Annotated in this window: 23 protein-coding genes and 1 tRNA gene; 7 read left to right on the forward strand and 17 right to left on the reverse strand. The window is 65.7% G+C overall.

All coding sequences use genetic code 11. The features are described from left to right. Positions 1-17: 17 nt before the first annotated feature. The 3 genes from mscL to OCI36_RS05285 form a co-directional block, all read right to left on the reverse strand. Entirely contained in the window at positions 18-422 is a 405-nt protein-coding gene (gene mscL, locus OCI36_RS05275; RefSeq protein WP_261664033.1) for a large conductance mechanosensitive channel protein MscL, read from the reverse strand. Between the two features lie 149 nt (positions 423-571). Next, on the reverse strand, positions 572-2,074 hold the full coding sequence (locus tag OCI36_RS05280; RefSeq protein ID WP_261664034.1) for a DUF512 domain-containing protein: 1,503 nt from the start codon (positions 2,072-2,074) through the stop codon (positions 572-574). A 344-nt stretch (positions 2,075-2,418) separates the two neighbouring features. Beyond that, on the reverse strand, positions 2,419-3,171 hold the full coding sequence (locus tag OCI36_RS05285) for a Sir2 family NAD-dependent protein deacetylase (RefSeq protein WP_261664035.1): 753 nt from the start codon (positions 3,169-3,171) through the stop codon (positions 2,419-2,421). A 146-nt stretch (positions 3,172-3,317) separates the two neighbouring features. On the opposite strand from OCI36_RS05285, the gene OCI36_RS05290 reads away from it, so the two are divergent. The 5 genes from OCI36_RS05290 (at position 3,318) to OCI36_RS05310 (ending at position 8,039) form a co-directional block, all read left to right on the forward strand. Next, on the forward strand, positions 3,318-5,006 hold the full coding sequence (locus tag OCI36_RS05290; RefSeq protein WP_261664036.1) for a tetratricopeptide repeat protein: 1,689 nt from the start codon (positions 3,318-3,320) through the stop codon (positions 5,004-5,006). Then, a complete protein-coding gene (locus OCI36_RS05295; RefSeq protein ID WP_261664037.1) occupies positions 5,003-6,484 on the forward strand; it encodes an SPOR domain-containing protein in 1,482 nt (493 codons plus the stop codon). The genes OCI36_RS05290 and OCI36_RS05295 overlap by 4 nt, the downstream gene beginning before the upstream one ends. An 88-nt stretch (positions 6,485-6,572) precedes the next feature. After that, positions 6,573-7,256, forward strand: coding sequence for a redox-sensing transcriptional repressor Rex (locus OCI36_RS05300; RefSeq protein ID WP_261664038.1), 684 nt, complete (start codon positions 6,573-6,575; stop codon positions 7,254-7,256). Further along, complete coding sequence (locus OCI36_RS05305; protein ID WP_261664039.1) at positions 7,253-7,459, forward strand: hypothetical protein; 207 nt, start codon at positions 7,253-7,255, stop codon at positions 7,457-7,459. Before OCI36_RS05300 ends, OCI36_RS05305 begins: the two co-directional genes overlap by 4 nt. Further along, positions 7,428-8,039 carry an NAD(P)/FAD-dependent oxidoreductase gene (locus OCI36_RS05310; protein WP_261664040.1) on the forward strand — a complete coding sequence of 204 codons (612 nt, stop codon included), beginning with the start codon at positions 7,428-7,430 and terminating at the stop codon, positions 8,037-8,039. The genes OCI36_RS05305 and OCI36_RS05310 overlap by 32 nt, the downstream gene beginning before the upstream one ends. A gap of 62 nt (positions 8,040-8,101) precedes the next feature. On the opposite strand, the gene OCI36_RS05315 is transcribed toward OCI36_RS05310, so the two are convergent. The 4 genes from OCI36_RS05315 to OCI36_RS05330 form a co-directional block, all read right to left on the reverse strand. Then, positions 8,102-8,713, reverse strand: a complete 612-nt coding sequence (locus tag OCI36_RS05315) for a hypothetical protein (RefSeq protein WP_261664041.1) — start codon at positions 8,711-8,713, stop codon at positions 8,102-8,104. Between the two features lie 138 nt (positions 8,714-8,851). Then, positions 8,852-10,021, reverse strand: a complete 1,170-nt coding sequence (locus OCI36_RS05320) for a fasciclin domain-containing protein (protein ID WP_261664042.1) — start codon at positions 10,019-10,021, stop codon at positions 8,852-8,854. A gap of 449 nt (positions 10,022-10,470) precedes the next feature. Further along, positions 10,471-10,547 (reverse strand) — tRNA-Pro (locus tag OCI36_RS05325). Positions 10,548-10,619: 72 nt separating this feature from the next. Beyond that, a complete protein-coding gene (locus tag OCI36_RS05330; RefSeq protein ID WP_261664043.1) occupies positions 10,620-11,174 on the reverse strand; it encodes a RecX family transcriptional regulator in 555 nt (184 codons plus the stop codon). A 250-nt stretch (positions 11,175-11,424) separates the two neighbouring features. Between OCI36_RS05330 and rpsT the strand changes: the two genes are divergently transcribed. Both rpsT and deoD read left to right on the forward strand, forming a co-directional pair. After that, positions 11,425-11,706, forward strand: coding sequence for a 30S ribosomal protein S20 (rpsT, locus tag OCI36_RS05335; protein ID WP_261664044.1), 282 nt, complete (start codon positions 11,425-11,427; stop codon positions 11,704-11,706). 132 nt (positions 11,707-11,838) lie between these two features. Then, positions 11,839-12,549, forward strand: a complete 711-nt coding sequence (gene deoD / locus OCI36_RS05340) for a purine-nucleoside phosphorylase (protein WP_261664045.1) — start codon at positions 11,839-11,841, stop codon at positions 12,547-12,549. A 57-nt stretch (positions 12,550-12,606) separates the two neighbouring features. On the opposite strand, the gene OCI36_RS05345 is transcribed toward deoD, so the two are convergent. From OCI36_RS05345 to OCI36_RS05390, 10 genes are all read right to left on the reverse strand, one after another. Further along, entirely contained in the window at positions 12,607-12,924 is a 318-nt protein-coding gene (locus OCI36_RS05345) for a DUF4180 domain-containing protein (RefSeq protein ID WP_261664046.1), read from the reverse strand. Positions 12,925-12,973: 49 nt separating this feature from the next. Then, the gene (locus OCI36_RS05350) at positions 12,974-14,236 is read right to left on the reverse strand and encodes an RsmB/NOP family class I SAM-dependent RNA methyltransferase (protein WP_261664047.1); all 1,263 of its coding nucleotides are present in this window, start codon (positions 14,234-14,236) and stop codon (positions 12,974-12,976) included. After that, positions 14,233-15,498 carry an MFS transporter gene (locus OCI36_RS05355; RefSeq protein ID WP_261664048.1) on the reverse strand — a complete coding sequence of 422 codons (1,266 nt, stop codon included), beginning with the start codon at positions 15,496-15,498 and terminating at the stop codon, positions 14,233-14,235. Before OCI36_RS05355 ends, OCI36_RS05350 begins: the two co-directional genes overlap by 4 nt. 141 nt (positions 15,499-15,639) lie before the next feature. Next, entirely contained in the window at positions 15,640-17,535 is a 1,896-nt protein-coding gene (dxs, locus tag OCI36_RS05360) for a 1-deoxy-D-xylulose-5-phosphate synthase (protein WP_261664049.1), read from the reverse strand. Then, a complete protein-coding gene (locus OCI36_RS05365) occupies positions 17,532-18,221 on the reverse strand; it encodes a hypothetical protein (RefSeq protein ID WP_261664050.1) in 690 nt (229 codons plus the stop codon). The genes dxs and OCI36_RS05365 overlap by 4 nt, the downstream gene beginning before the upstream one ends. 214 nt (positions 18,222-18,435) lie before the next feature. Next, positions 18,436-19,110, reverse strand: coding sequence for a PspA/IM30 family protein (locus tag OCI36_RS05370; protein ID WP_261664051.1), 675 nt, complete (start codon positions 19,108-19,110; stop codon positions 18,436-18,438). Positions 19,111-19,254: 144 nt separating this feature from the next. Then, positions 19,255-20,130: a hypothetical protein gene (locus tag OCI36_RS05375; protein ID WP_261664052.1), complete on the reverse strand. Its 876-nt coding sequence runs from the start codon at positions 20,128-20,130 to the stop codon at positions 19,255-19,257. An 88-nt stretch (positions 20,131-20,218) separates the two neighbouring features. After that, positions 20,219-20,728 carry a hypothetical protein gene (locus tag OCI36_RS05380; RefSeq protein ID WP_261664053.1) on the reverse strand — a complete coding sequence of 170 codons (510 nt, stop codon included), beginning with the start codon at positions 20,726-20,728 and terminating at the stop codon, positions 20,219-20,221. Positions 20,729-20,739: 11 nt separating this feature from the next. Beyond that, a complete protein-coding gene (locus tag OCI36_RS05385; RefSeq protein WP_261664054.1) occupies positions 20,740-21,633 on the reverse strand; it encodes a hypothetical protein in 894 nt (297 codons plus the stop codon). Beyond that, positions 21,630-22,661, reverse strand: a complete 1,032-nt coding sequence (locus OCI36_RS05390) for an Ig domain-containing protein (protein WP_261664055.1) — start codon at positions 22,659-22,661, stop codon at positions 21,630-21,632. Before OCI36_RS05390 ends, OCI36_RS05385 begins: the two co-directional genes overlap by 4 nt. Positions 22,662-22,758 lie beyond the last annotated feature (97 nt).

Genomic DNA, 22,758 nt, shown 5'->3' on the forward strand with positions numbered 1-22,758 from the left:
CCCCTCAGGCTCTCAGCTCAGCTGCGTGGCTGCTGCCGCAGGGCGTCGCGGATTTCGGCCAGCAGTTTTTCCTCGTTGCTGGGCTCGGCCACCGCCGGCTTCTCGCTGCGCTTGAGCCGCTCGTTGACGACATTCATGGGCTGCACCACAAAGAAATACAGCACAGCGGCCGTCAGCAGGAAATTGATCAGCGACGTCAGAAACGAGCCGTAGTCCAGCACGATGGCGTCCTGGGTGGCCGAAGCCGCCCGCAGCACGATGGAGCCGGCCACCTCGCCGCCACCCACCAGCCGCACCAGCGGGTCCAGAAAAGCCTTGGTAAAAGCCGACACCACGTTGTTAAAGGCCGCCCCGATCACCACACCGACCGCCAGGTCAACCACATTGCCACGCATAATGAAATCTCTGAATCCAGCTAACATGGGCGGAATTATGTCACAATTCCGGTCTTTTCACCGACCAAGGTATGAACTGAACCGGAACAGCGGCGCCCCTAACCGGCCTGGAGAAATCAGCCTAAAGAAAAGGCCCACCGCAGGGGGTGGGCCGGGGATCCTTTTTTCTTTTCCGCTCAGGCGTGGCCGCGGTCTTCCTTGACCGCGTGTGCGCTCATGCCCCACTGCAGGCCACTGCTCTGGGCGCCTTCCAGAATCACCCGGGCCAGCTCGCCCAGGGTGGAGCCACCGGGGCGGACGTCCATTTTCAGGTCGGCGCGCAGCTCGGTGAGGCTCAGGTCGTCCAACATCAGCTCGGTGCCGTAGCGCAGCGTGGTGGGCGGCACCACCAGCAAGTCGGCCTCGCCGGGGGTGACGCCGTGCCGGAAGCAGCGGCCCGTCAGCAGGCCCGCCACGCTGGTCACTTCGCCGAAAGTAATGTTGCGAATGGCCCGCACTTCCAGGTCGAGGCCCCCAATGGCCCGCAGCGGCTCGACAGCGCGGTCCAGCGTCTCGGCGAAGAGGCTGCCGGTCCCCAAAATCACTTTCATCGGGTGCATCAGCGCAGCCGGCAGATCGGCCGGCAGACCTTCGGTCAGGAAATCGCGCACCATACCCACGCCGTTTTCCAGCATGGGAAAGCCCTCGTATTCTTCCTCACTGGGCAGCGGTTCGCCGGCCAGCAGATAGAACTCGTCGCTGGGAAACACGAAGCGGGTGCCCTTTTCCTCCAGGAAACGCCGGCGCCACACGTTCAGGCGCTGAATGGTATCGCGGGCTTCTGCTTCTTCACGGGTAAAGGTGCGCACCTCGGCCAGATTCTGGCGGTGTCCGGTCAGCCCGATCGGCACCACCGCCGCCGAGATCACGTTGGGCCGGCTCGCCAGATACTCGACCGTATGGTCCAGCTCCTCGCGGTCGTTGCGTTCGGGCAGTAGGACCACCTGGGTGTACAGGTCAATGTCGCTGAGGCGTTCCAGCATGCCCTTGATGTCCACCGAAGCCTCGTCTTTGACCTTCAGTTTCCACCAGTTCATCATGTCGTGGCGCAGTTCCTGGTTGGTGGTGTGCACCGAGACATACAGAGGCGAGAGGTTCTCGTTCAGAATGCGCTGCACGTCGGCTTCGGTGAGGTTGGTCAGGGTCACGAACGAGCCGAACAGGAAAGACAGCCGGTAATCGTCGTCCATGATGTAAAGGCTCTTGCGAAAGCCCTTGGGCATCTGGTGGACATAACAGAAATCACACTTGTTGGCGCACTTCTTGATGCCGTCGAACAGCACATCCTCGAATTCGATGCCGGGGTCTTCCCAGCTGACGCTAAAGCGCCACACCCGGTCAAACTCGGGCAGCGGGGGCTGGCCCACCGGCCGCCAGGTCTTGTCCCGGCCGATGCCGGGCATGCCGAAAGGTGCGGGCTGCAATTCGGCAGGGCGGCCCAGTTCCAGTTCCACGTCGCCTTCGGTGAGGATGCGGCGGTAAGCCAGCACGTCGGTCACGGCCTGGCCGTTCATGCGCAGCAGCATGTCGCCGGGGCGCACGCCAGCCGCTTCGGCCGCGCCGCCGGGTTCAACCGCCTTGATCCGGGCGGGGAAAATCTCAGTTTCCGGCAGGGAGAAAGTTATGTTCTGAGCCGTCATAGGTGGGGCTCCTTTCCGGTAAGGGAAGCCCCGAATGGCTTGAGGGAAACAGGCAGGCAGGAAAATAGAAAGCGGGGGAGCCAGGACGCCGGGGGGGATTCGAGGCCAGCCGGGAAAAGCCTTAGAGTGGCCTTGAAAGAAGCCCTGGCAGAAACGCTCCCGGGACCGGGCCGCTTTCGTACCGTCCACTTTCTTCGCCGCGCCGCTACCATCTCGGTTCTGGCAAGCCCATGGCCTGAGCAGGCCCGCCGGCCGCAGCGCGGCCATATAATCGGGAAATTATACCTTGCCGGGCTGATCCGGGGTGTGAGCCGGGTTGGAATGGAGGCCGGGAAAAGGCGGAATCAGTGCTCGTTCAAATGCTCGGTCAGTAGCAGGTCCAGGCCCCGCTCGGCCGTCTCGCGCAGGCTGAAGCTGGCAAGGCGTGTCAGGTCAGTCGGCTCTGGATTGATCTCAATGACTTTACCCCCGCCCAGCAGGGTATCCCGTGCCAGCCCGGCCGCCGGATAGACCACGGCGCTGGTGCCGATGATCAGGGCTATGTCGGCTTGCGCGAACGCTTGCTGGGCCGCTCGCAGGGCTTCTTCCGGCAGATATTCGCCGAACCAGACGACGTTTGGCCGCATCCGGTGCCCGGCCGGTGACAGCGGCGGCAAGCTCAGCTGGGCAGGGTCAGGCAGCGGGAAAACTTCGCCGGTCACCTCGTCGCGGGCCAAGGCCAGGTTGCCGTGCAGCTCGGCCAGCCGGCCGCCCCGAGTTCCGCTGCCGGCGCGGGCATGCAGCCCGTCCACATTCTGGGTCGCCAGAAAAAATCCAGCTCCTTTTTGCTGTTCCAGCCGTACCAGCAGGTGATGGGCCGGGTTGGGCTGCGCTGCCAGCACGTCGCGGTAGCGCCCGGCGTACCAGGCCCAGACCAGCTCGGGGTCGGCCGCGTAGGCTTCCGGGCTGGCAAGGTCCTCGGGCCGGAAACGGGCCCAGTGGCCGCTCTGGGCGTCACGGAACGTGGGAATGCCGCTGGCTGCACTCACCCCGGCACCGGTCAGAACGGCAACGCGGCGGGCGATTTGCAGAGCGGCGCGGGCAGAGCGGAGGTCCATGACTGCAGGGTAGACCAGACGGGCCCCTCTTCCGGCCGGGAACTAAGATCATTCCCGCCGCCAGGAAACGATACCCCCATTTTTCTTCATGGATTTGTGACGCAGTGATGATAATCTGAGGCACTTTGCAGCCACAGGAGGCAGTTATGAAGTTAGCTCACTCTTTGACTCTGGCCCTCGGGCTTGGGGTTTCGCTCTGGGGCGGCGCAGCGGCCCAGACGCTGATTGAAACCTCAGCCGCCGCCGGAATCTCCGGAACGCTGGACAGCATCGGCGGTCCCAGTCCCAGCATCGTGCCGCAGGTCCGAGACCGCCTGACACAGATCATGGCGCCGGCCAATCAAGCGGCCGCCGACCTGAACGGGCAGGCGCCAGCTGCCCCGGCCAGCGGTACACCAGCTGCCCAGGGCCCTGCGGCACCGGCTGCCCCCAACTTTCCTCCGCTGACCAGCGAGCAGCAGGGCAGGCTGCAGGCAGCCTATACGGCGCTGGGAAAAGGCAACGCTGCTCAGGCCACCCGCACTTTTGAGGCGGTGGTCTCGCAGAACTACCGGCACCCCGAGGCCCATTTCGGTCTGGCGCTGGCCCTGCTGGCCCAGGGCAGAACCGAAGCGGCCAAATTCGAGCTGGGCCAGCTGATCGCGCTGGCGCCTGAGCGTTTCGAGGGGCCCTATAACCTCGGCGTGCTGGCCGTACAGGAAAAGCGGTACCCACAGGCGCTGGACTTTTTCCGGCGGGCCGCTGAGCTGGCGCGCACCTCGGCCGGGCCAGACACCCAGCTGTACGTGCTGGAAGCTCTGGCCGCTGAGCAGACCCGCGCTGGAGATTACGCCGGGCTGCGCCAGACCCTGGGCGACATGGTGGCCCTGGCGCCAGGCGACGCCCGGCTACAACTGCGGCTGGCTCAGGTCCAGACCCTGACAGGCGAAGGCGTCGCCGCACTGCCCGGCACCTACGACGCTCTGGGCAACGCCGGCACCCGCACCGACGCCGCGCTGCTGCTGGCCGATATCTATGAGGCGCAGGGCCTCCCCGACCGTGGCCTGAGCGAAGTGGAAAGTGCCCTGGCCAGCGCCACCAGCAACAGCGAACGCGCCCGGCTGCTGCTGCGCCGGGGCCAGTTGCTGGAGCGGCAGGGTAATGTCAAGGCGGCCATCACTGCCGTACAGGACAGCTTGCACCTGAACAATCAGAACGCCCCAGCCTTTGCGTTGCTGGGCGACCTGCGCCGCCGCGCCGGCGATAAAGCCGGGGCCCTGCAAGCCTACCGCGAGGCCGCAGTGCTGCAACCGAAAAATGCCGGTTACCGCACCGAGCTGGCCGCGTTGCGGCTGGACCTGGGCCGCTACGCCGACGCCCGCCGTGACGTGGCCGTGGCCCTGAAGATGCCGGCTCTGACCCCCGAAACCCGCGCCCGCGCCGAACTGGTGCTGGGCCTGCTGGACTACCGCAGCGGCCGTTACGCCGACGCCAGCACCTCGCTGCGTTCCAGTGCAGCCGCCGTGCCTGCGGCCGACACCTCTTTGTGGCTAGGCCTGAGCGAGTACAAGCAGAAGAACTACAGCGCCGCCACTGAAGCGCTGAGCGAAAGCGTGCGCCTCAGCCCCACCCCGCTGGCCCGCCGTAATCTGGCCTCGGCCCTGCTGGCCAGCGGCCGCACCGCCGAAGCCGAGACGCTGCTGCTGGGCCTGGTCGCCGAAACCCCCAAAGACGCCGAAGCCTGGTATCTGCTGGGCCTGACCCGCCGCGCCGCCGGCAAAGCGGCCGAAGCCAAGGTGGCCTTCAAGACCGCCGCCGCGCTGGGCAGCACCGCTGCCAGAGGAGTACTAAAATGAGCCGACTGGAAGGACGTAACCGCCTCCCCGATATCCTGATTGGTCTGGTGGTCCTGGCCCTGCTGATCGGCTTTGCCACCCTGCTGTTCGGACAGCGCAAGGCCTCGACCGAAACGGCGCAGACCACCCAGGCCACTCAGGCCAAAACGCCGCCCGAGATTCCTGCTGCGCCCGGCACCCCGGCCAAGCCGGCCGAAGAAAGCAGCGCAGCCCAAACCAGCGCCGGCGATAAAGCGGCCGCCAGCGGCGCCGCTACCGAACAGCCGGCCGAAGAAGTGACCATCACCCCCACTCCGGCTGTCACGGCACCGGCGCCGACCACCACCCCGGCAGACGAAGAAGCACAGACGCCGGCCAGCACCACCAATGAAGCTTCGGCCAACGCCACCACCGACACCGATACTTCTGGTGCCTCCGACACTCCGCAAACGGCGACAACTCCGGACAGCAATGATGTAACTGATGCAGCGGCAAGCGTGGCACCCCGCAGCGGCGGCGCCGTGCCGGTCAGTGCCGACCGGGTGCCCACCCGCAGCGACTACCGCATCAGCCTGGGCGGTTTCAGCACACCCAAGACAGCTGTCAACCAGACCGCCAGCGTGGCGGCGCTGGGCTACACGGTCTACTCCATCAGCCTGGGGAACGAAGTGGTGGCCCAAGTCGGCCCCTTTGCCGACGCCGCCTCTGCGCAGCAGGCACTGGCCGATATTCAGCGTGCCTATCCCAGTGCGGCGCTGTTCGCTCCCCGGCCGGGAGCCGCTGCACCGAGCAAGCCGGCCAGCTCCAGCAACGACGGCAGCACCTCCCGCGCACCCGCCTCCAATGCGGCGGCCCAGCAGCAGGCGGCGCCCAAACCGGCCAATCCGCAGCCCGCAGCACGTACCGAGCCTAAACCCGCTCAGCAGCAGGCCGCACCCAAACCGGCCCAGCAGGCACCCGCTCGCCAGCAAGCGGCGCCCAAGCCGGCCAATTCACAGCCCGCAGCGCGTACCGAGCCCAAACCCGCTCAGCAGCAGGCCGCACCCAAACCGGCCCAGCAGGCACCCACTCGTCAGCAAGCGGCGCCCAAGCCGGCCAACCCGCAGCCCGCAGCGCGTACCGAGCCCAAACCCGCCCAGCAACAGGCCGCACCCAAACCGGCCCAGCAGGCACCCGCCCGCCAGCAAGCAGCGCCCAAACCGGCCAACCCGCAGCCCGCAGCGCGTGCCCAGCCCAAACCTGCTCAGCAGCAGGCCACACCCGCGCCCGCACAGCAGGCTTCTGCCGGCCCGGTCTATCTCCAGATCGGTGCTTTCGACGAACCTGACCGTGCCCAGCAACTGGTTAGCGACCTGCAAAATCAGGGCTTCAGCCCCAGTGTCAATGCCCCAGAAGGTGAGCGGGTGCGGGTCATCATCGGTCCCTTTGCCGCCAATGAGATTGCCAGTGCCGAAGCGCAGCTGGATGCCAACGGCTACGATCATTTCCGCCTGCGCTGAGTTCGTCTGACTTCCGGCCCAAACTTTCCGCCTGTTCTGCGGTCCGCTGGGGCCGCCTGACCATTCCGTAGCAAAGGCACTGACACCCATGACCATTCCCTCTGCTACGCTCAGCCGCTTGGTGACCTATCTGCGTCTGCTGGAAACGCTGGAGCTGGCCGGCACCCAGCAGGTCAGCTCCGGTGAGCTGGCGGCGCAGGCCCAGGTCACCGCTTTTCAGGTGCGGAAAGACTTGGCCCATGTCGGCCCAGTCGGCACCCGCGGCCGTGGCTACAGCGTGGCTCTCCTCAAGCGCAAAATCATCCGGGTGCTGGGGCTGGACCGGCCCTGGCAGATCATCATCGTCGGCATGGGGCGGCTGGGACAGGCCATTGCCCATTTTCCGATCGCGGCCGAATACAGCTTCGAGTACGTTGGGCTGTTCGACCCCGCTCCGCAACCGGCCGGTCAAATCGTGGGCGGATTGCCGGTCCGGCCGCTGGCGCAGCTTCCCGAATTCATGACACAGCAACATGTGGACATGGCTTTTTTATCCGTTCCAATAGAATCGGCCCAACAGACCGCCGAAACTCTTGTCCAGGCCGGCATCCGTAGCATTTTGAATTTTTCACCTGCCATCTTGGGAGCAGCTCAACCTGAAGATGATAAAGAAATTAGCAAGAGTGAAAAATGGCAAAATGTCACTGTCGAAAATGTCGATTTTCTGGCAGGTCTGCAGCGCCTGGCGTATTATACCCAGCAGTCCAGCCCGCCGGAAGCAGAGGAGATATGAAGAAAGCATTGGGCATGGCGGTAGGATTTTTCCTGCTCACTTCCTGTGGAAACAGTGGCAACCTGGGTTCAGATGTCTCAGTTGGTTTAGGCGCTTATGATGCTGGCGCGAACGCCACAGTGACCAAAACGATCACAGCGCCTTCCAAAGATGCCCCAGGCAAAGAGGAGTATGCCGAAGTCCCCGGTAAAGCGGCTGGATGAGGACCGCAGCGGCTTTACCCTGCACACGGGCCGGGGTATCCAGGTTCAGGCGGGCTGGGTGATCGTGGCCACCGGCTACGAGGCCGAGCAATTCCTGGTCCGGCGGCTGGCTCAGCTGAAAAATTCCTATGCGCTGGTTACCGAGCCGCTGCCGGAAGACGCGCCGCTGTGGCCGGACGGCTGCCTGATCTGGGAAACGGCGCGGCCTTACCTGTACGCCCGCACCACCCGGGAACGGCGCATCATCATCGGCGGCGAGGACGATGATTTCTATTCGCCGGCCCGCCGGGAGCGCCGCTTGAAAGCCAAAGCCGAGCGGCTGCACCGCAAACTGCGCCGGCTGCAACCCCAGCTGGACACCGAAATCGGCTACAGCTGGGCCGGTACCTTCGGTGAGACCAAGGACGGCCTGGCCTATATCGGCCCCAAGCCAGGGCAGGAGCGATTGCTCTTCGCTCTGGGCTACGGCGGCAACGGCATTACCTACAGTGTGCAGGCCGCGCGGCTGCTGACCGCTCAGATTCTGGGCCCCAGCGCCCAGGACCGCGCTGACCTGGACATCTTCCGGCTGAACCGCTAGCCAGCAAGGCCGGTCGCGGCACCGCCTTCAGGGGGCTCGTAGGCACACCCATACCACTGAACTCAGGCCTGCGGCTGCTCCAGTTCGGACAGCTGTGCCTGAACCTCTTGCTGGGCAAAGCGGTCCTCAGCTTCCTCAAAAAAAGCCAGCGCACGGGTGAAATGCTCGTGGGCAGCGTAGGTATTGTCCAGCTGCAGCGCCAACTCGCCCAGGGACCGCTCGGCGTGGCCAGCCACTTCGGGGTCTTCTGCGCCCTCAGCCTGCCGCAAGCTGCGTTCCAGCCAGTCCCGCGCCTCGTTCCCTTCACCCAGCTGCAGGTAACAGAGGCCAGTTTCCAGCGCATTGACCGCCTGTTGATGCTCGTCGGCTTCCAGGCCTTCCAGCAGCGTCCGTTCCTGGGCCAGCAGGTCCAGACCGGTACGGTATTCGCCGGCAAGCCGCTCGGTGCGGGCCAGCTGGTGCAGCGCAATAGGTTCCCAGGCCTCACCGCGGTGCAACTCGCGCAGGCGGGTGAACACTTCCCGCGCCTCACCCACGCGCCCGGTATGCGCTTGCAGGTAGCCCAGCGCCATCTGCCCAGCCCGTGACACCAGCAGCTCCTCGTCACTCCGCAGCATCTTCTCGGCGTCTGCATAACGGCCTTCATCTATCGCCAGCCAAACGTCTTGCAACATGACTGAGTGTACGGCAAGCTGCCAGGCCACACGATGGCACAAGCCCAGCAGCGAAACGGCCCTTTCCTCTGGTTATCTCAGGGAAAGGACCGCTTCGCTGCTTTTCAAAGCCTCAGCCGGTCAGGGCCAGGCCAGAGCTTACTTGCTGTTGCTCTTGCCCAGGTCAGGCACAATCACGCTGTTCAGCGCATAGGCCTGGCTGGAGCCGGCAGTAATGGCGCTGCCGCTCACCTTCACGCTGGCCGGTAAGGTTTCGCCGTAGACATTCACCAACGCGCCCTGGCCGGGGGTCTGCTTGCCGGGAATCACGTGGTAGCCCAGCACGTAGCCAAGCGCATCGGGATCGGCCTTGAGGGTGGCCAGCACCGAGGGGTCCAGCGCTGCAAAAGCGTCGTCGGTCGGAACCAGCAGGGTGTAGCTGTCGTCCAGCAGGGTCTGTTCCAGGCCGGCCTGTTCAACCAGGCTCAGGAAAGTGCTGAAACGGCCATCGGCTTCCAGGGCCGAGAGGATGTCGCTCTGGTCGTCCTGTTCATCAGCCGTGGTGGTGCTCGCAGCAGCCGAAGTGGCGCCGGTCGCGGTGGTCGCGCCCATAGTGGAGCCGGTGCTCATAGTGGCGCCAGCGCCCATGCTGGAAGTGCCAGTGCTCATGCTGGAAGCGGTGCCGGTATCAGAAGTATCCATATCCGAAGCAGCGTCAGTAAAGAAGCTGTCATCCTGTTCCAGATCACCGGTGCTGCTCGTATCGTCACTGTTCAGGCTGGTGTCATCGGTAGCAGCGGAGCTGGCGCTGCCGTTACCCAGGGTGCTGTTGTTCAGACCGGTTCCCATAGCACCGGTCATGTTCGCACCTGCCGCAGCGGTGCCACTGGCAGCCGTGCTGGTCTGATCCCACACTGCATTAGGCAGCAGAGCCCGCAGGCTATTGGAAATGGTCAGGCCGCGCAGAGCAGGCAGCTGTACTGGACCAGTGGCATTCTGCAGGCCACGGCTTTCCAGAATACGGCGCACCGCCTGCGCACTTTCGGGCAGCCGGCTGTTGCTGGTCACTGCCGTGGCGGTCCCAGAGGTCGAGGTCACACTGGACATTCCAGGGGTGGTGCTGCTGGTGCCATCCAAGTTGCTCGTGTTGCCAGTGGAGGTGCCAGTCATGCCGGTGCCGGTCATGCCAGTGCTGGTCATGCCAGTGCTGGTCATATTCGTGCCGTTCTGATCAGCCGTCTGGCCGGAAGCCGAGAAAGAGGACTGTGCCGAGGCGGAACCCAGCAGAACGGTGGACAGCAGCAGAGCGGTAGAAATGCGTTGTTTCATGAACAGACCTCGGAAAAAGGCGAAGGGGAATGGCCGGGTTCTGTGCCTCAAAGCAAATAGCCTTTTACAAAGCCGGCTGGCGGGCTACAGAACAGAGACGCATTCAAGGTGACACTCTCAAACATGAGGAACATTTCATTCTGGTGGGGCCACTGGCAATAATCCCTTAGATGTGTTTGGTGAGTCCTTAAGTCAGCAGGGCATCAGACTGGCAAACTGCGTACTGCACTGAATTGCTTCCCTGAGAACCGGACAGTCGGCTTCTCATCCAGCCTCTGAGTGGCTGGAGCTTTCCTCCTCAGGACCGCACCAAAGTAGAAGATAAATCTGCGCTTCCTATGTCCTGTTGGCCCACTCGCGGCCAACCCAGACGGAGGTGGGCCCAGGCCTCAGCAACCCAAACAAAAGCAAGGGCCTCCTGCACCGAAAAAATGCAGAAGGCCCTCTTGTGGTCGAGGCGAGAGGATTCGAACCTCCGACCCCTTCGTCCCGAACGAAGTGCGCTACCAGGCTGCGCTACGCCTCGAAACCGGCCATTAGTGTATGCCCCAGAGCCGGAACGGTCAAGGGCTGCCTCCGAACATTTCTTGCAGCCGGTTCAGGAGCGGCCCCAGCCACCACCATTCTTCCCCCCACCACACCTCCAGTTGCTGCGGCGCAGCGCCGGCTCGGGTTCGGGCAACTCGTCTTTAACCTCTTCCAGCAGCCGGCGAATCACGTCGCTGGGATAGCCACGGCGGGTCAGCCAGGCGTAGGCGCTGGCGCGGGGGTTCTTCTTGCGAGCAAAGCCGGCCAGACGCCGCTGCAACTGCTCGCGGGCGTCGTCTTCCTCTGCATCCGGGTCGCGTTCCTGCAGGGTTTCCTGAATCAGGTCGTCGTCCAGCCCGCGCTGCTTGAGCTTTTGCCGCACCCGGTACTGACCTACGCCCCGGCGGCGCGCCTCGGCCTCGGCCACCACCTCGTCGCTCTGGTAGCCCAGTTCCTGCACGCGGGCCAATACTTCGGCCACCAGTTCGGGATCGTCGCTGCGGCGCTCCAGGCGCTCCCGCAGTTCGGCTTCACTCAGCGCGCGGCGCGACAAGGCCTGAAAAGCGTAGGCCAGCAGCCGGTCGCGGGGCGACTGCAATTCGGCAGCAGCGGGGCGCTTGTTCATAACAACCAGTCTGCCGCTTGCTGCGCGGGGCTGCAAGCGCTATGCTGTGCCGGTTGCCTATCCAGTGGGTGGGCAGCGGGCTCGTAGCCGCCAGACAGGCCGGCCGGGCCCCGCGCTTAGGCTGCAGGTTTGACCTATGCAAAGTTTTACTGCACACGGTCTCGCTGCACATAGCGCCGAGCGCTCGCGTTTCCCTGCCCTGGACGGCCGGGAGACCGCCCCGCAACAGCCGGGAGAAAGAGAGAACACCATGGCATTACGTCACCCCTCCGCCCAGAAACGTCACCGTCAGAGCCTCAAGCGCCGTCTGCGCAACCGCTCCAAGAAGAGCACCATCAAGACCTTCAGCAAGAAAGCCGTCGCCGCTGCCCAGGAAGGCGGAAACGTGGCCGAAATGCAGCAGAAGGCCGAGAGCCTGATCGACAAGGCCGCCAAGGGTTCGACCCTGCACAAGAACGCCGCGGCCCGCAGAAAGAGCCGTCTGGCCAAGGCCATCAACAAGGCCAAGGCTGCCGCCGAAACCCAGGCCTGAGCCGCTGGGGGCTTCTTCCCCCACGCTCTACGGAACCGGCCCTGTGCCGGCCGCTCCCCCGCCCCGCGCGGGGGATTTTTTTGGCCCGCTGCCGCCGCTCACGTTTCAGCTTCCCTCTGCTACCCTGGGGGCATGAGTGTCCATTTGAGCGCCGAAAAAGGCCAGATTGCCGAAACCGTCCTGCTGCCAGGCGACCCCCTGCGGGCACAGTTCATCGCCGAGACGTTCCTGGACAACCCGGTGCAGCACAACACCGTGCGCGGCATGCTGGGCTTTACCGGCACCTACAAGGGCCGGCCCGTCAGCGTGCAGGGCACCGGCATGGGGATTCCCAGCGCCATGATCTACATCAACGAGCTGATTGAGTTCTACGGCTGCAAGAAGCTGATCCGGGTGGGCAGCTGCGGCAGCTATCAGGAACAGGTTCACATCCGTGACCTGGTGCTGGCTCAGGCTGCCTGCACCGATTCCAACATCAACAACCTGCGTTTCGGCACGGCCAGCTTCGCCCCGATTGCCGATTTCAGCCTGCTGCTGCGTGCCTACCAGATTGCCACCGAGCGCGGCTACACCACGCACGTGGGCAACATTCTCAGCAGTGATACCTTCTACACCGACGATCCCAAGGAATACGAGCGTTGGGCCCGTTTCGGCGTGCTGGCGGTAGAAATGGAAGCGGCCGGCCTCTATACCCTGGCCGCCAAGTACGGCGTCAAGGCCCTGGGCATCATGACGGTCAGCGACCACCTGATTTCCAAGGAAGAAACCACTGCCGAGGAACGCCAACTGACCTTCAACCAGATGATCGAAGTGGCGCTGGACGCCGCGCTGGACGTGGATTAACCCTCGGCAAAAAAAGAAGCGGGCCACACCGGGCCCGTTTTTTATGGATTGTCCAGTTTATGGGCTACTCAGTAGCCAGTGCTGGGCAGCTTCGAGACCAGTGAACAGGCCGAAGGTACGGCCCCGATTCGTTTCGGCCATGAACTCTCGGAAGCGTTCGCCGGGCGCAACGTCAGGCAGTACAGCAGCCACCCGCAGCTGGTAATTGCTGAACTTCTGGAGCAGCTCGCCGGCCAGGCCACTGCTCAGATCAAAAAAAGCGGGCGGCAACAGCGCTCCGTCCAGCAAGAACAAGTCGCAGCCGTGCTCCCAGCTGAAGCCGACCAGTTCCAGCGCAGCCTCCCCCGAAGCGAGTTCTCCGGGTTGGCCGGTCACACTCAGATAAAGCCCGGCCGGGTGCTGAACAGGAGCCGCCTGCACAGCTTCAGGCCTGCCGGCGCAGACGAGCGATGTAAAAGCCGTCCAAGCCGTCCAGCGGCAAGGTCAGGGCGCCGATGGCCGCCGGCTGGGTGGGCACGCCCAGCTCGGGCAGGGGCTCAGCGCTGAAGTCGGGGTGGGCCTCCAGAAAAGCCTGCACCCGCTCGGTGCCTTCCTGGGGAAAGACCGAGCAGACCGAGTACACCAGCACACCACCGCGTTCGACCAGAGCGGCGGCGTTGTCCAGCAACTGCCGCTGCACCTCGGCCATTTCCTCTACGGCGGCTGGTGTCAGGCGGGTTTTGATTTCCGGGTGAGCCCGCAGGGTGCCGCTCCCACTGCAGGGGGCGTCCAGCAGCACCAACGGCGCCGGGGGCTCGTCCAGCGGGCGGGTCAGGTCATGGGTAACCAGCCGGGCGCGGGTGCCCAGGCGTTTCAGGTTGCTGCGGGCCGCCGCGTGTTTGTGCTCCTGCAGCTCCACGCTGGTCACATTGGCGCCGGCCAGCGCCAGCAGCGCCGCCTTGATTCCGGCGCCGCCGGCCAGGTCGTACACTTTCTGGCCTCGCACGTCGCCCAGCGCCGTGACCACCGCCGCGCTGGCAGGATTGACCGGCTGGGCCTGACCGGCCTGATAGGCAGCCGTCTGACGCAGCGGCCGGTCCAGCGCCACCTGATCTACTCCACCCACCGTGCGCTCAATCAGGCTGCCTTCCGTTTCCAGCAGGTCCGGACCCTGCTCGCCCAGTCGCAGCCATAGGGGCTGCGGTTCCAGCAGGCTGTCCATCACGGCCTCGGCCTGCTCGCCGTACACCCGGCGCAGCTCGCCGGCCAGCCACCCAGGCAGGGCGTAGCGGGCTTCGGGGCTCTGGTCGTCTTCGGGCGGAGCCTGTACCCGGCGCAGCACCGCATTGACCAGTCCAGGCGGGGCAAAGCGGGTTTCGCGGGCCAGGGTCACGTACTCGTTGACCACAGCGTGTTCAGCCGTGCCCAGATACAGTTTCTCGAAGGCGCCGGCCAGCAGTAGCGCCCGGGCTTTGGGGGCCGTTTTGCCGCGCAGCAGCGGCGAGAGTGAAAGCTCTAGGGCAGGCAGATACCGCAGGGTGCCATACACCACATGGGTCGCCAGCCCCGCGTCACGCGCCGGCAGTCGGGCCGATGATAGGGCCACGTCCAGCGCCGGCGCCGCGTAATTCTCGCCGTTCAGCACCCGGTGCAGCACCCGTACCGCCACAGCGCGGCCGGGGTTGGCCGCGGCGGCCGCTGGGCTCACGCGCCGGCTCCCGCTTCAGGCTGCGGCTGCACGTTGTTGGGGAAGGGCGGGCGGGCGATCAGGGTGTAGATCAGCAGCAACAGCAGCAGCGCCTCACCAAAGTAGTAGGGGGCACCCCAGGCCACTTTTTGATACAGCGCCGTGCCGATCAAGGGGCCCGACATACGGCCCAGCGCCAGCGCACTGGAGTTGAGACCGGCCACTGCGCCCTGGTTGTCGCGGCCCACGCTCAGCGACAGCGCCGTGCTGAGGCTGGGGCCCAGCACCGCCGAGCCGATGCCCAGCAGGCTGAGGGCCAGGGTGGTGGGCCAGAAGCTGCGGGTCTGCGGAATCAGGGCCATGCCGATGCCCATGATCAGGATGCCGACAGGAATCAGGGTGGAGAGTGGCACGGTCTTGCCCAGGCGGCGCATCGCTCCGCCCTGCACACCGGCCGACACCACCCCGAAAATACCCAGCATCATGCCCACCGTCTGAGCAGTGCGCTGAGGGTCAAGGCCCTGGGTATCGCCCACGAAGAAGGCGATGGTCTGTTCCATGCTGACGCTCGCCATGGTGAATACGGCGCTGATCGCCAGGAAAGCCAGAACACCGTTGCGGCGCAGCACCGCGCCGCGGTCCACAGCCTGATGCTCCTCACCTTCGCCGCGTACCCGGGTTTCCGGCACCAGAAAGTAAGCGGCAATGGCGGTCAGCAGGCCCAAGCCAGCGCTGAAGTACACCGGGGCGACCAGCCCGAACTGAGAGAGTACCCCACCCAGTGCCGGGCCGAACACCACGCCCAGACCGAAAGCGGCGCCAATCAATCCCATCGCACCGGCGCGGTCAGCTTCGGTGGTCAGGTCGGCCATCATGGCCTGAGCAGTAGGCAGCGTGGCGCTAGACAGCATGCCGCCCAGCACGCGAGAAGCCACCAGCAGGCCGAACAGCAGGGTGCCGCTCAGGGCGCCGTTCAGGCCCATCTGCGCAAACACACCGAACAGCCCGAACGAGAGGGCAAAGCCCACCAGCCCCATCAGCAGCGCCGGCTTGCGGCCCACCTTCTCGGAGCGGGCGCCCCAGACAGGTGAGAAAACCAGCTGCATCAGCGAGTAGGCAGTCGAAAACCAGCCGGCCTGTACCGGCGTAAGGTCCAGCTGCAAGCTGAGCGGCCCGATGATGGGAAACAGGACACTGAGGCCCAGCATGGCCGTGAAGATGGTGAAGAACAGGATGATTTTCGCCCGTTTGGTGGTCTCGGGCGAGGGAGTAGACGCGGTCATAGCAGCAAGTGTAGCACCGCAACTGACCGATCGGTTAGCTGCCTTTATGTGCAGCCAGCGTGGGCACAAAGCGGGCACGAGAGTGCAAAGGTTAGGCCGCCCCCGAGGGAAGCGGCCCAGAACTCTGAGACGAAGGAAAACTCAGGAATGGGTAACGGGCGCAGGCGCCGGAACCTGCAACTCGTCCAGCACCCGGGCAATTCCGGCGGCGTCAATGCCGGCACGGGCATAGACGCTTTCGGGCTTGGCATGATCCTGAAAGTGGTCGGGAATGCCCAGCACCCGTACCGGCACGCTGAGGCCCCAGCGGCTCAGGGTTTCCAGCACCGCACTGCCGAAGCCGCCGGCCACCGTGTTGTCCTCCACCGTGACGATGGCCCGGGCCGAGGAAGCGATCTGGCGCAGCATGAATTCATCCAGCGGCTTGACGAAGCGGGCATTCACCACGCCCACGCCGGGGCGGTCCCCAGCGGCAGCCAGGGCGTCGGCCAGCGGCTTGCCTGTGGCCAGAATCACCACATCGTCGCCGGCTTTCAGCCGCTCCCAGGTGCCCCACTCGATGCTGGGCCATTCCCCAGCCGGCACCTGATCGGTGTTGCCACGCGGGTAGCGAATTGCCACCGGGCCGCCCACCTGCGCCGCGCCTTTCAGCATGGCCCGCAGCTCGCGGGTGTCGCGGGGCAGAGCAATCTGCACATTGGGGATAGAACGCAGGAAGCTCAGGTCGAACACGCCGTTGTGGGTGGCGCCGTCCGCGCCCACGATGCCGCCACGGTCCACCGCAAAAATCACGTTGAGGTTCTCGATCGCCACGTCATGCAGCACCTGATCGTAAGCCCGCTGCAAAAAAGTGGAATAAATCGCCACGATGGGTTTCATGCCCTGCAGAGCCATGCCGGCGGCGGCGGTCACGGCCACGTCTTCCGCAATGCCCACATCCACATAGCGGTCCGGGTGGGCCTGGCTGTAGCGCACCAAGCCGCTGCCCTCGCGCATGGCCGGCGTGATCACGTAGACGCCCGGGTCCTCATTGGCCCACTCGGTCACGGCGTCGCCAAAGGCGCTGCTCCAGCTGTAGGCGTTGGACGGGGTAAACTCGCCGGTGGCCGGGTCGAACTTGGCCGGGCCGTGCCACTTGATGGGATCTTCCTCGGCGTAGCTGAGGCCTTTGCCCTTGCGGGTCACCACGTGCAGGATGGTGGGGCCGTCCAGCTCCTTGAGCTTTTCCAGCAGCCAGACCAGCTCGGTCACGTTGTGGCCGTCGACCGGTCCCACATACCGCAGGCCCATCGCTGCAAAAGGATTGACACTGGCCGGGTCGAAAAAGTGCCGGGTAGAGTGCTTGGCGCGGCTCATGATGTCGGCCAGTGGCTTGCTGACGGCCTTGACCGCCTTGCGGCCCACATCCTCGCCCTCGCGGATCAGGGGATGCACCTGCAGGCTGCGCATAAACCGGTTGATGCCGCCCACGTTCTCCGAGATGCTCATCTCGTTGTCGTTGAGAATGATCAGCATCCGTGGGTTCAGGTCACCGATGGTATTGAGCGCGGCCAGGGCCATGCCGCCGGTCAGGGCACCGTCACCGATCACGGCGGCCACCTCGAAGTCCTCACCGCGGGCGTCACGGGCCAGGGCCATGCCCAGCGCATTGGCAAGGCTGGTGGAGGCATGCCCCACCGTGATGGCATCGTGCTCGCTTTCGGACACCCGGGTAAAGCCGCTCAGGCCGCCTTCTTGCTTAACGGTGCTCATCTGGTCCCGGCGGCCGGTCAGCATCTTGTGGGCGTAAGCCTGGTGGCCCACGTCGAACAGAATGCGGTCACGTGGCGAGTTCAGCACGTAGTGCAGCGCCACGATCACGTCGGTGGCGCCCAGGCTGGAAGCCAGGTGTAGGCCGCCCACCGAGCAGACCCGCACGATTTCCCCCCGCAGCTCGGCACTGAGGGCCGGCAGCTGACTGCGGGAAAGCTTTTTAAGATCGTCCGGTCCCTGAATCTGATCCAGCAGCGGCGTGCTGGACGGAGCAGCGCCGGTCATGGCTGAACCTTTGGCCGGGCGTAATTCTGGCCAGTCAGCAGCAGATCTTCATAGGTGCGGACCTCGCCGATATAGGGCGCGTAGTACAGCTGCTGCACCGCTGGGAAGAGGCCTCCCAGGTCGTCGGACACCCGCCGGGTAATCACGAAGACGTCATAGGTGCCGCCCGGCACAGTGATCTGGCGGCGGTCCTGAATGTCGTAGCGGTAATTCAGAGTTCCGCTGCGAACCAGTCGGTCTTTCTCAGTGTCCATTACGCTGACGCGGGTGGTGCCCTGCCAGGCGGCGCCAACCCGTAGGTCACCGGAGGCAGGCAACTCCTGCCAGGCCGGTTCCAGGTTGACCAGCACGCCGGGCTTGGTAAAGCCCAGCAGCCGCACGCCGTCGTTGCTGGCCTGACGGTACCAGGTCTGCTCGGCGCCGCGCCCGGTCAGCGAAAAAGCGCTGACGGTCTGGCCCTTGAAAATGGTGGGCCCCAGCGAACGCAGCACATACGGCGTGCGGTCGGCCGGCTCGCCCTGCGGCAGATAGGTCCAGGCCAGCCCCGGCTGCGAGGGGTAGAACGACACCCGGTCCAGGCTGGACGTGGCCCGGACCTCAGGCGCGGCGGCCGTCTGCGACGGAGCGCAGGCCACCAGACTGCCGCCCAGCAGCGCCAGCCCCAGCAAAGTGGTGAAACGAGTCATGACCCCTAGGGTAAATCATTCCCGCCGCCCGTACCGTGGCCCGGGGTCCCAGGCGCCGGCATTTCCCCACATCTCTAAAGGCCGCCAGAAGGAGACAAGCAAAGACAGAGAGGCCAGCAAAAAAGGCAGAAGTGCCGCAGCACCTCTGCTCTTTTCTGTTCAGCCGGTCTCCCTGGCCCGGCCACACTGGGCCAAAACCGGGAGGAAGCTGACCTTAAGCCTGTTTGTCCTGGCCCACCTTGCGCTTGAGCGCTTCCATGGCTTCGTCCAGGTCGCGGTCGCGGCCCAGGCTGGCCAGCTGCGCGTCAATATCGTTCTCGGTGCGCAGTTCGGTCATGGCCTGGTTCTTGTCTTCCATGCCCTGCACGCGTTTTTCCATTTCGCTGAAGGCGTCCATAGCACCGCCGGCCTGGTCGAACCCGCTCATGCGTTCCAGGGTGGCGCCGGCCTGGGCGGTCTTCTGACGGGCGGCCAGCAGCGACTGCTTGGATTCCATCTCGTCAATCTTGGCTTCCAGGGCGCGCAGCTGGGTCTTCAGCTTGTCCACCGTGGCGTTCTGGGCGTCGGCCTGCTCATGGAAGCCAGCGGCCAGGTCCTTGTGGTTCTGGGCGCGGCGCAGCGCTTCACGGGCCAGATCTTCCTTGTCGGCACGCAGGGCTTCTTCAGCCTTCTTGTTGTATTCCTCGGCGAGGGTTTCGTTGGTCTTGGCTTCACGCTCCAGCTTGGTGCTCTGGCTCATGGCCTCGGCCACCTCGCGGCGAGCGTCGGTGTAGGCGGCCCGCATGTCACGCAGGCTCTGTTCGATAATCAGGCTGGGATCCTCGGCCTTGGAAATCATGTCGTTCACATTGGCCCGGATCAGTCGGCTCAGTCGGTCAAAAATGCTCATGGTTAATCCTCCTTGCACCTACTATTACGCAGGCTGCCGCCCCAGGGTTCCTGTCGCAAGACGCGACTAATCCGATATGAAGGCCCGGTCAAAACGGCACTCATGGTCAGGCAGTGCCGATAGCGGCCTTCCTCACGGTCAGGGTCAGAGGCGGCGCGGCGACGTGCCCACGCTGCTGTTTCCACATGCTACCGTCAGCGCACCCTCGGTCGGAGACAGGACACAGCCGATGCTCCTCAGCACACTGACTGGGATATACAGCTGGCCGCCCTGCTGCTGGAGCGCTGCCGGGAGGGAGGCGGTTTTGCCGCCCTGGATAAGCTGGCGCTCGCCAGTATTCAGGCTGGCCGGCTGGCCGCCCTGCGGCGTGAGGCGGTAGGTCCGCTCACCCAAGCGCTCCACCCGCACCACGCCGATCAGGTCGGCGGGCGTCAGATACAGGTCCACCTCGGCCGGGGTAGACGGCACAGGGGCGGCGGCAGCTACAGGCCAGGGGCGGCCCAGCACCAGCAACTGGTCTCCCCCACCGAGATCCAGCAGACTGAGGGCCTGATCCTCAGAGGGCCGCTCAGGTGCAGCGATCTGAGTAGGTGCAGCCAGCTGGAGTGGCAGGCTCTGTACTGGGCCACGGGTTTGCCAGGAGCCCCGCGCCCGGCCGCACAGCTGGGCGGCCAACCGGGTCTGCAGGGCCGCGCTTTCGCCGCGAACATACAGGCAGATGGCCTGGGCCGGCAGCTCCAGCGAGGGCGGGCAGCGGTAAAAGCGGCCACCTACAGTGCCGCTCAGCTCCACTGCCAAGCGGCTCAGGGCCGGGTCCGGCAAGGCCAGCGCGGCGCGCGGCGGCGTTTTCGGCTGGGCCTGAGTTGACTGAGACAGGGCGGGCTGAGACTGGGCCGCCGCCGGCTGAGGAAGCGTCTGAGCAGCCGCAGGCAGGGACGGGGTCAGAGACAGCGCGCCGAGCAGGCCCAGCAGGGCCGGGCGGCCGGTCCGCTGCGCCGTCCGCAAAAGCAGAGGGGTCATGCCCGCAGTCTAGAGGACGGGAACTGTAGAAAGGAGAACGCCCGGCCATCCCGCTCAGGCGTGTGGCCGGGAGAGGGTACCGGTGCCCTCAGGGCAGGCGGTACTGCTCGGCAAAGAGGCGGATATCGGTGTCATCCACCTGGCGGTCTCCGTTCAGGTCACCCCGGCCACTGCTGCCCAGGTTATTCATCAGCAGGGCCAAGTCGGTCAGGTCAACGACGCCGTCACCGTTCAGGTCGGCACCGCTGAAGCGCAGCCGGGCAGCATCCGGCGTCCAGGCGTCCAGCTCGAATTCCTGGGCCAGCGCCTGCCGGACCGCTTCGTTCAGCGGCAGCGGGCCCTGAGGATTGATCTCGATGCGCCGCTGCTCACCGCGCCCCACGGTGCGGACCGCCTCATCGGGGTTGAAGGGCACGCCGCTCTGGCTGCCCAGGGACAGCTGCGGGCCACTGCGGGTCACCAGCCGCAGCGGCAGGCCGGGAGTAGACAGCTCAGCCAGCGCCTGCTGCACAGCGCGGGTCAGCGGCTCGCCCTGGGGACGCAGGTTCAGGTCAGCCGCCGAGGCGCCGCCGCCAAGGCCCAGGGCTGCCAGCAACAAAGCCGACCGCCTCACTGGCCGCCTCCCCTAGGGTTCTGGCTGTTCTGAGTCGGGCTGTTCTGAGTTGGACTGTTCTGGATCTGACTGTTCTGGGCCGGGCTGCCCTGGCCGCTGCGGGCGCGCAACAGCCGGGCGCGGAACTCGTCGGTGCTGATCTGGGCGGTGGCCGCCGGGGTGGTCTGGGACGTCTGTTCGGGGGCCTGAGGCTGCGCCTGAACTGTCCCTGAGGTCTGGGCCGTTCCCGGTGCCGTGGCCGCACTGGGCAGGCCGGGCAGCTGGGATAAGTCGCCCGAAGGGTCGGCCGCCGGAGGAGCATCGGGAGAGTCGTCGGCGGGTGGCGGGAGCGTGCCCGGACGCGCGGCATCGGACTGTGGAGCGCCCGCAGCCGGAGCGGCGGGTGGCGTAGGCAGTTGTGGCTGAGGCAACAGCGGAGTGGTTGTAGGCGGAACAGCAGCCGCGCCCGAGGACGTTGCTGGCTGCCCCTCAGCGGCAGGTAGGGCCACGTTGCCGTTCACCACCGGATAATAGCCCTGGTTGTAGCCCACCAGCGGGCTATCCAGCCGAGCCGCGTAGAGCAGGAAAAAAGCATCCTGGCCGGTGCGCCACTCGGGCAGGTCGCCGGCTTCGGACCAGACATACAGCGCGGGCTGTCCGGCGTGTGGCGGCAGCCGGCCGGCATCTCCCGCCACCGTCTCGGTCAGCGTCAGTGGGTAGACCCGCCAGCTGACCGCCCCCTCGGTCACGGTCTGGGGGGCGCCCAGCGAGCCGCGCACAATCAGGTCGGCGCGGCGGGCCTGCTGCTCCAGGCTCAGCCGGGGAGCCACGGCCGCCGAGGCCACGCCGGCACTCAGACCCAGTGCGATCAGGCCCAGGGCCAAACGCTGCTGCGAGAAGGCGCGCGTCATGGGCGCACCGCCGGCGGAGTGGCGGGAGCAGGCTGGGGAGCCGGTTCAGTTGGTCCGGCCTGTCCCTGCCCAGGCCGGGGCCATTTGGGGCGGGGCGAGGAGCCGGCCGGGGCCGTGGCCGTGCCACTGGCTGCCGGAGCTGTGGCTGCACCGCTGGCCGCGGGCGCCGCCGGGGCCTCCGCCGCCAGGCCCGAAGCGTCAGCGGGAGCAGCGGTGGACAGCGAGGAAGCGCTCTCTGAAGCCGTGGCCCCCGAAGAATTCGCCAGTGAAGAAGCGGCCTGGGCCGGCGCTGACGTGGCAGGAGCGGTCAACTCCTTACCGGCGCCGTCCAGCACCCGGAAACTGAATGCTTTGGTGTCCAGCGTCAGCGGGTGGGCCGGGTCCACGTACAGCAGCGCCACCTGCTCACCGGCGCGGGGCACCGCCTTGAAGCCCAGATCCAGCGTCAGGGTGCGGCCTTTCTGATCCCATTTCAGCATGCCGTTGGACGGGCCGCCCTGCACGCGGGTGACCTGGGCGCCTTCGGGCAGTTCCCAGGTGACCCGGGCGGCGCGGGCCGTGCGCGGGCCGGTAATGTTCAGCGGAATCCGGGTGCGCCCACGAATCTCGGCGCGCGGCAGCTCGGGGCTCAGCTTCAGGGGCGGCAGGTCGCCCACGTTCAGGGTGTATTCCTGCACCTTGCTGCTTAGATTGGCGTCGCTGGCTTCCACGCTGAAGCGGAAGGTGCCCATTTCGGTGGGCGTACCGGCCAGGCGCAGGTTTTTGAGGGTCAGGCCGGCCGGCAGCGTGCCGCTGGCCAGCTTGGCACCGTAAGGGCCAGTGCCGCCGCGCAGGTCCAGAGCGGCGTCGTAAGCTTCGCCCTGATAGGCCGCCGGCAGGCTGCTGCGGCCAAAGGTCAGAGGATCGCGGTAAACCCGCCCGGTCGGAGCAGCGTCGCCGCAGGCAGCCAGCAGGGCCGCAGGCAGCAGCGCCAGCCCCAGCCGCAGCGAGCGGCGGGCACGGCCCGGCGAGGAAAACAGGGTTGGCATACTGCGCAGTGTAGCGGTCAGGGCCATGAGGAATGCGGGCGGGCGCCGCAGGCCCGGCCAGCCTGAATTTTTCACTCTGCAACCACTGCCAAAGGCC

This window comes from Deinococcus sp. Marseille-Q6407 (genome assembly GCF_946848805.1).
In the GTDB taxonomy this organism is placed as follows: Bacteria; Deinococcota; Deinococci; order Deinococcales; family Deinococcaceae; genus Deinococcus.

What these genes read in the sequence shown, in the direction of transcription:
- mscL (WP_261664033.1), bottom strand. Translation starts at nt 422, where the DNA reads ATGTTAGCTGGATTCAGAGATTTCATTATGCGTGGCAATGTGGTTGAC.
- OCI36_RS05280 (WP_261664034.1), bottom strand. Translation starts at nt 2,074, where the DNA reads ATGACGGCTCAGAACATAACTTTCTCCCTGCCGGAAACTGAGATTTTC.
- OCI36_RS05285 (WP_261664035.1), bottom strand. Translation starts at nt 3,171, where the DNA reads ATGGACCTCCGCTCTGCCCGCGCCGCTCTGCAAATCGCCCGCCGCGTT.
- OCI36_RS05290 (WP_261664036.1), top strand. Translation starts at nt 3,318, where the DNA reads ATGAAGTTAGCTCACTCTTTGACTCTGGCCCTCGGGCTTGGGGTTTCG.
- OCI36_RS05295 (WP_261664037.1), top strand. Translation starts at nt 5,003, where the DNA reads ATGAGCCGACTGGAAGGACGTAACCGCCTCCCCGATATCCTGATTGGT.
- OCI36_RS05300 (WP_261664038.1), top strand. Translation starts at nt 6,573, where the DNA reads ATGACCATTCCCTCTGCTACGCTCAGCCGCTTGGTGACCTATCTGCGT.
- OCI36_RS05305 (WP_261664039.1), top strand. Translation starts at nt 7,253, where the DNA reads ATGAAGAAAGCATTGGGCATGGCGGTAGGATTTTTCCTGCTCACTTCC.
- OCI36_RS05310 (WP_261664040.1), top strand. Translation starts at nt 7,428, where the DNA reads ATGCCGAAGTCCCCGGTAAAGCGGCTGGATGAGGACCGCAGCGGCTTT.
- OCI36_RS05315 (WP_261664041.1), bottom strand. Translation starts at nt 8,713, where the DNA reads ATGTTGCAAGACGTTTGGCTGGCGATAGATGAAGGCCGTTATGCAGAC.
- OCI36_RS05320 (WP_261664042.1), bottom strand. Translation starts at nt 10,021, where the DNA reads ATGAAACAACGCATTTCTACCGCTCTGCTGCTGTCCACCGTTCTGCTG.
- OCI36_RS05330 (WP_261664043.1), bottom strand. Translation starts at nt 11,174, where the DNA reads ATGAACAAGCGCCCCGCTGCTGCCGAATTGCAGTCGCCCCGCGACCGG.
- rpsT (WP_261664044.1), top strand. Translation starts at nt 11,425, where the DNA reads ATGGCATTACGTCACCCCTCCGCCCAGAAACGTCACCGTCAGAGCCTC.
- deoD (WP_261664045.1), top strand. Translation starts at nt 11,839, where the DNA reads ATGAGTGTCCATTTGAGCGCCGAAAAAGGCCAGATTGCCGAAACCGTC.
- OCI36_RS05355 (WP_261664048.1), bottom strand. Translation starts at nt 15,498, where the DNA reads ATGACCGCGTCTACTCCCTCGCCCGAGACCACCAAACGGGCGAAAATC.
- dxs (WP_261664049.1), bottom strand. Translation starts at nt 17,535, where the DNA reads ATGACCGGCGCTGCTCCGTCCAGCACGCCGCTGCTGGATCAGATTCAG.
- OCI36_RS05365 (WP_261664050.1), bottom strand. Translation starts at nt 18,221, where the DNA reads ATGACTCGTTTCACCACTTTGCTGGGGCTGGCGCTGCTGGGCGGCAGT.
- OCI36_RS05370 (WP_261664051.1), bottom strand. Translation starts at nt 19,110, where the DNA reads ATGAGCATTTTTGACCGACTGAGCCGACTGATCCGGGCCAATGTGAAC.
- OCI36_RS05375 (WP_261664052.1), bottom strand. Translation starts at nt 20,130, where the DNA reads ATGACCCCTCTGCTTTTGCGGACGGCGCAGCGGACCGGCCGCCCGGCC.
- OCI36_RS05385 (WP_261664054.1), bottom strand. Translation starts at nt 21,633, where the DNA reads ATGACGCGCGCCTTCTCGCAGCAGCGTTTGGCCCTGGGCCTGATCGCA.
- OCI36_RS05390 (WP_261664055.1), bottom strand. Translation starts at nt 22,661, where the DNA reads ATGCCAACCCTGTTTTCCTCGCCGGGCCGTGCCCGCCGCTCGCTGCGG.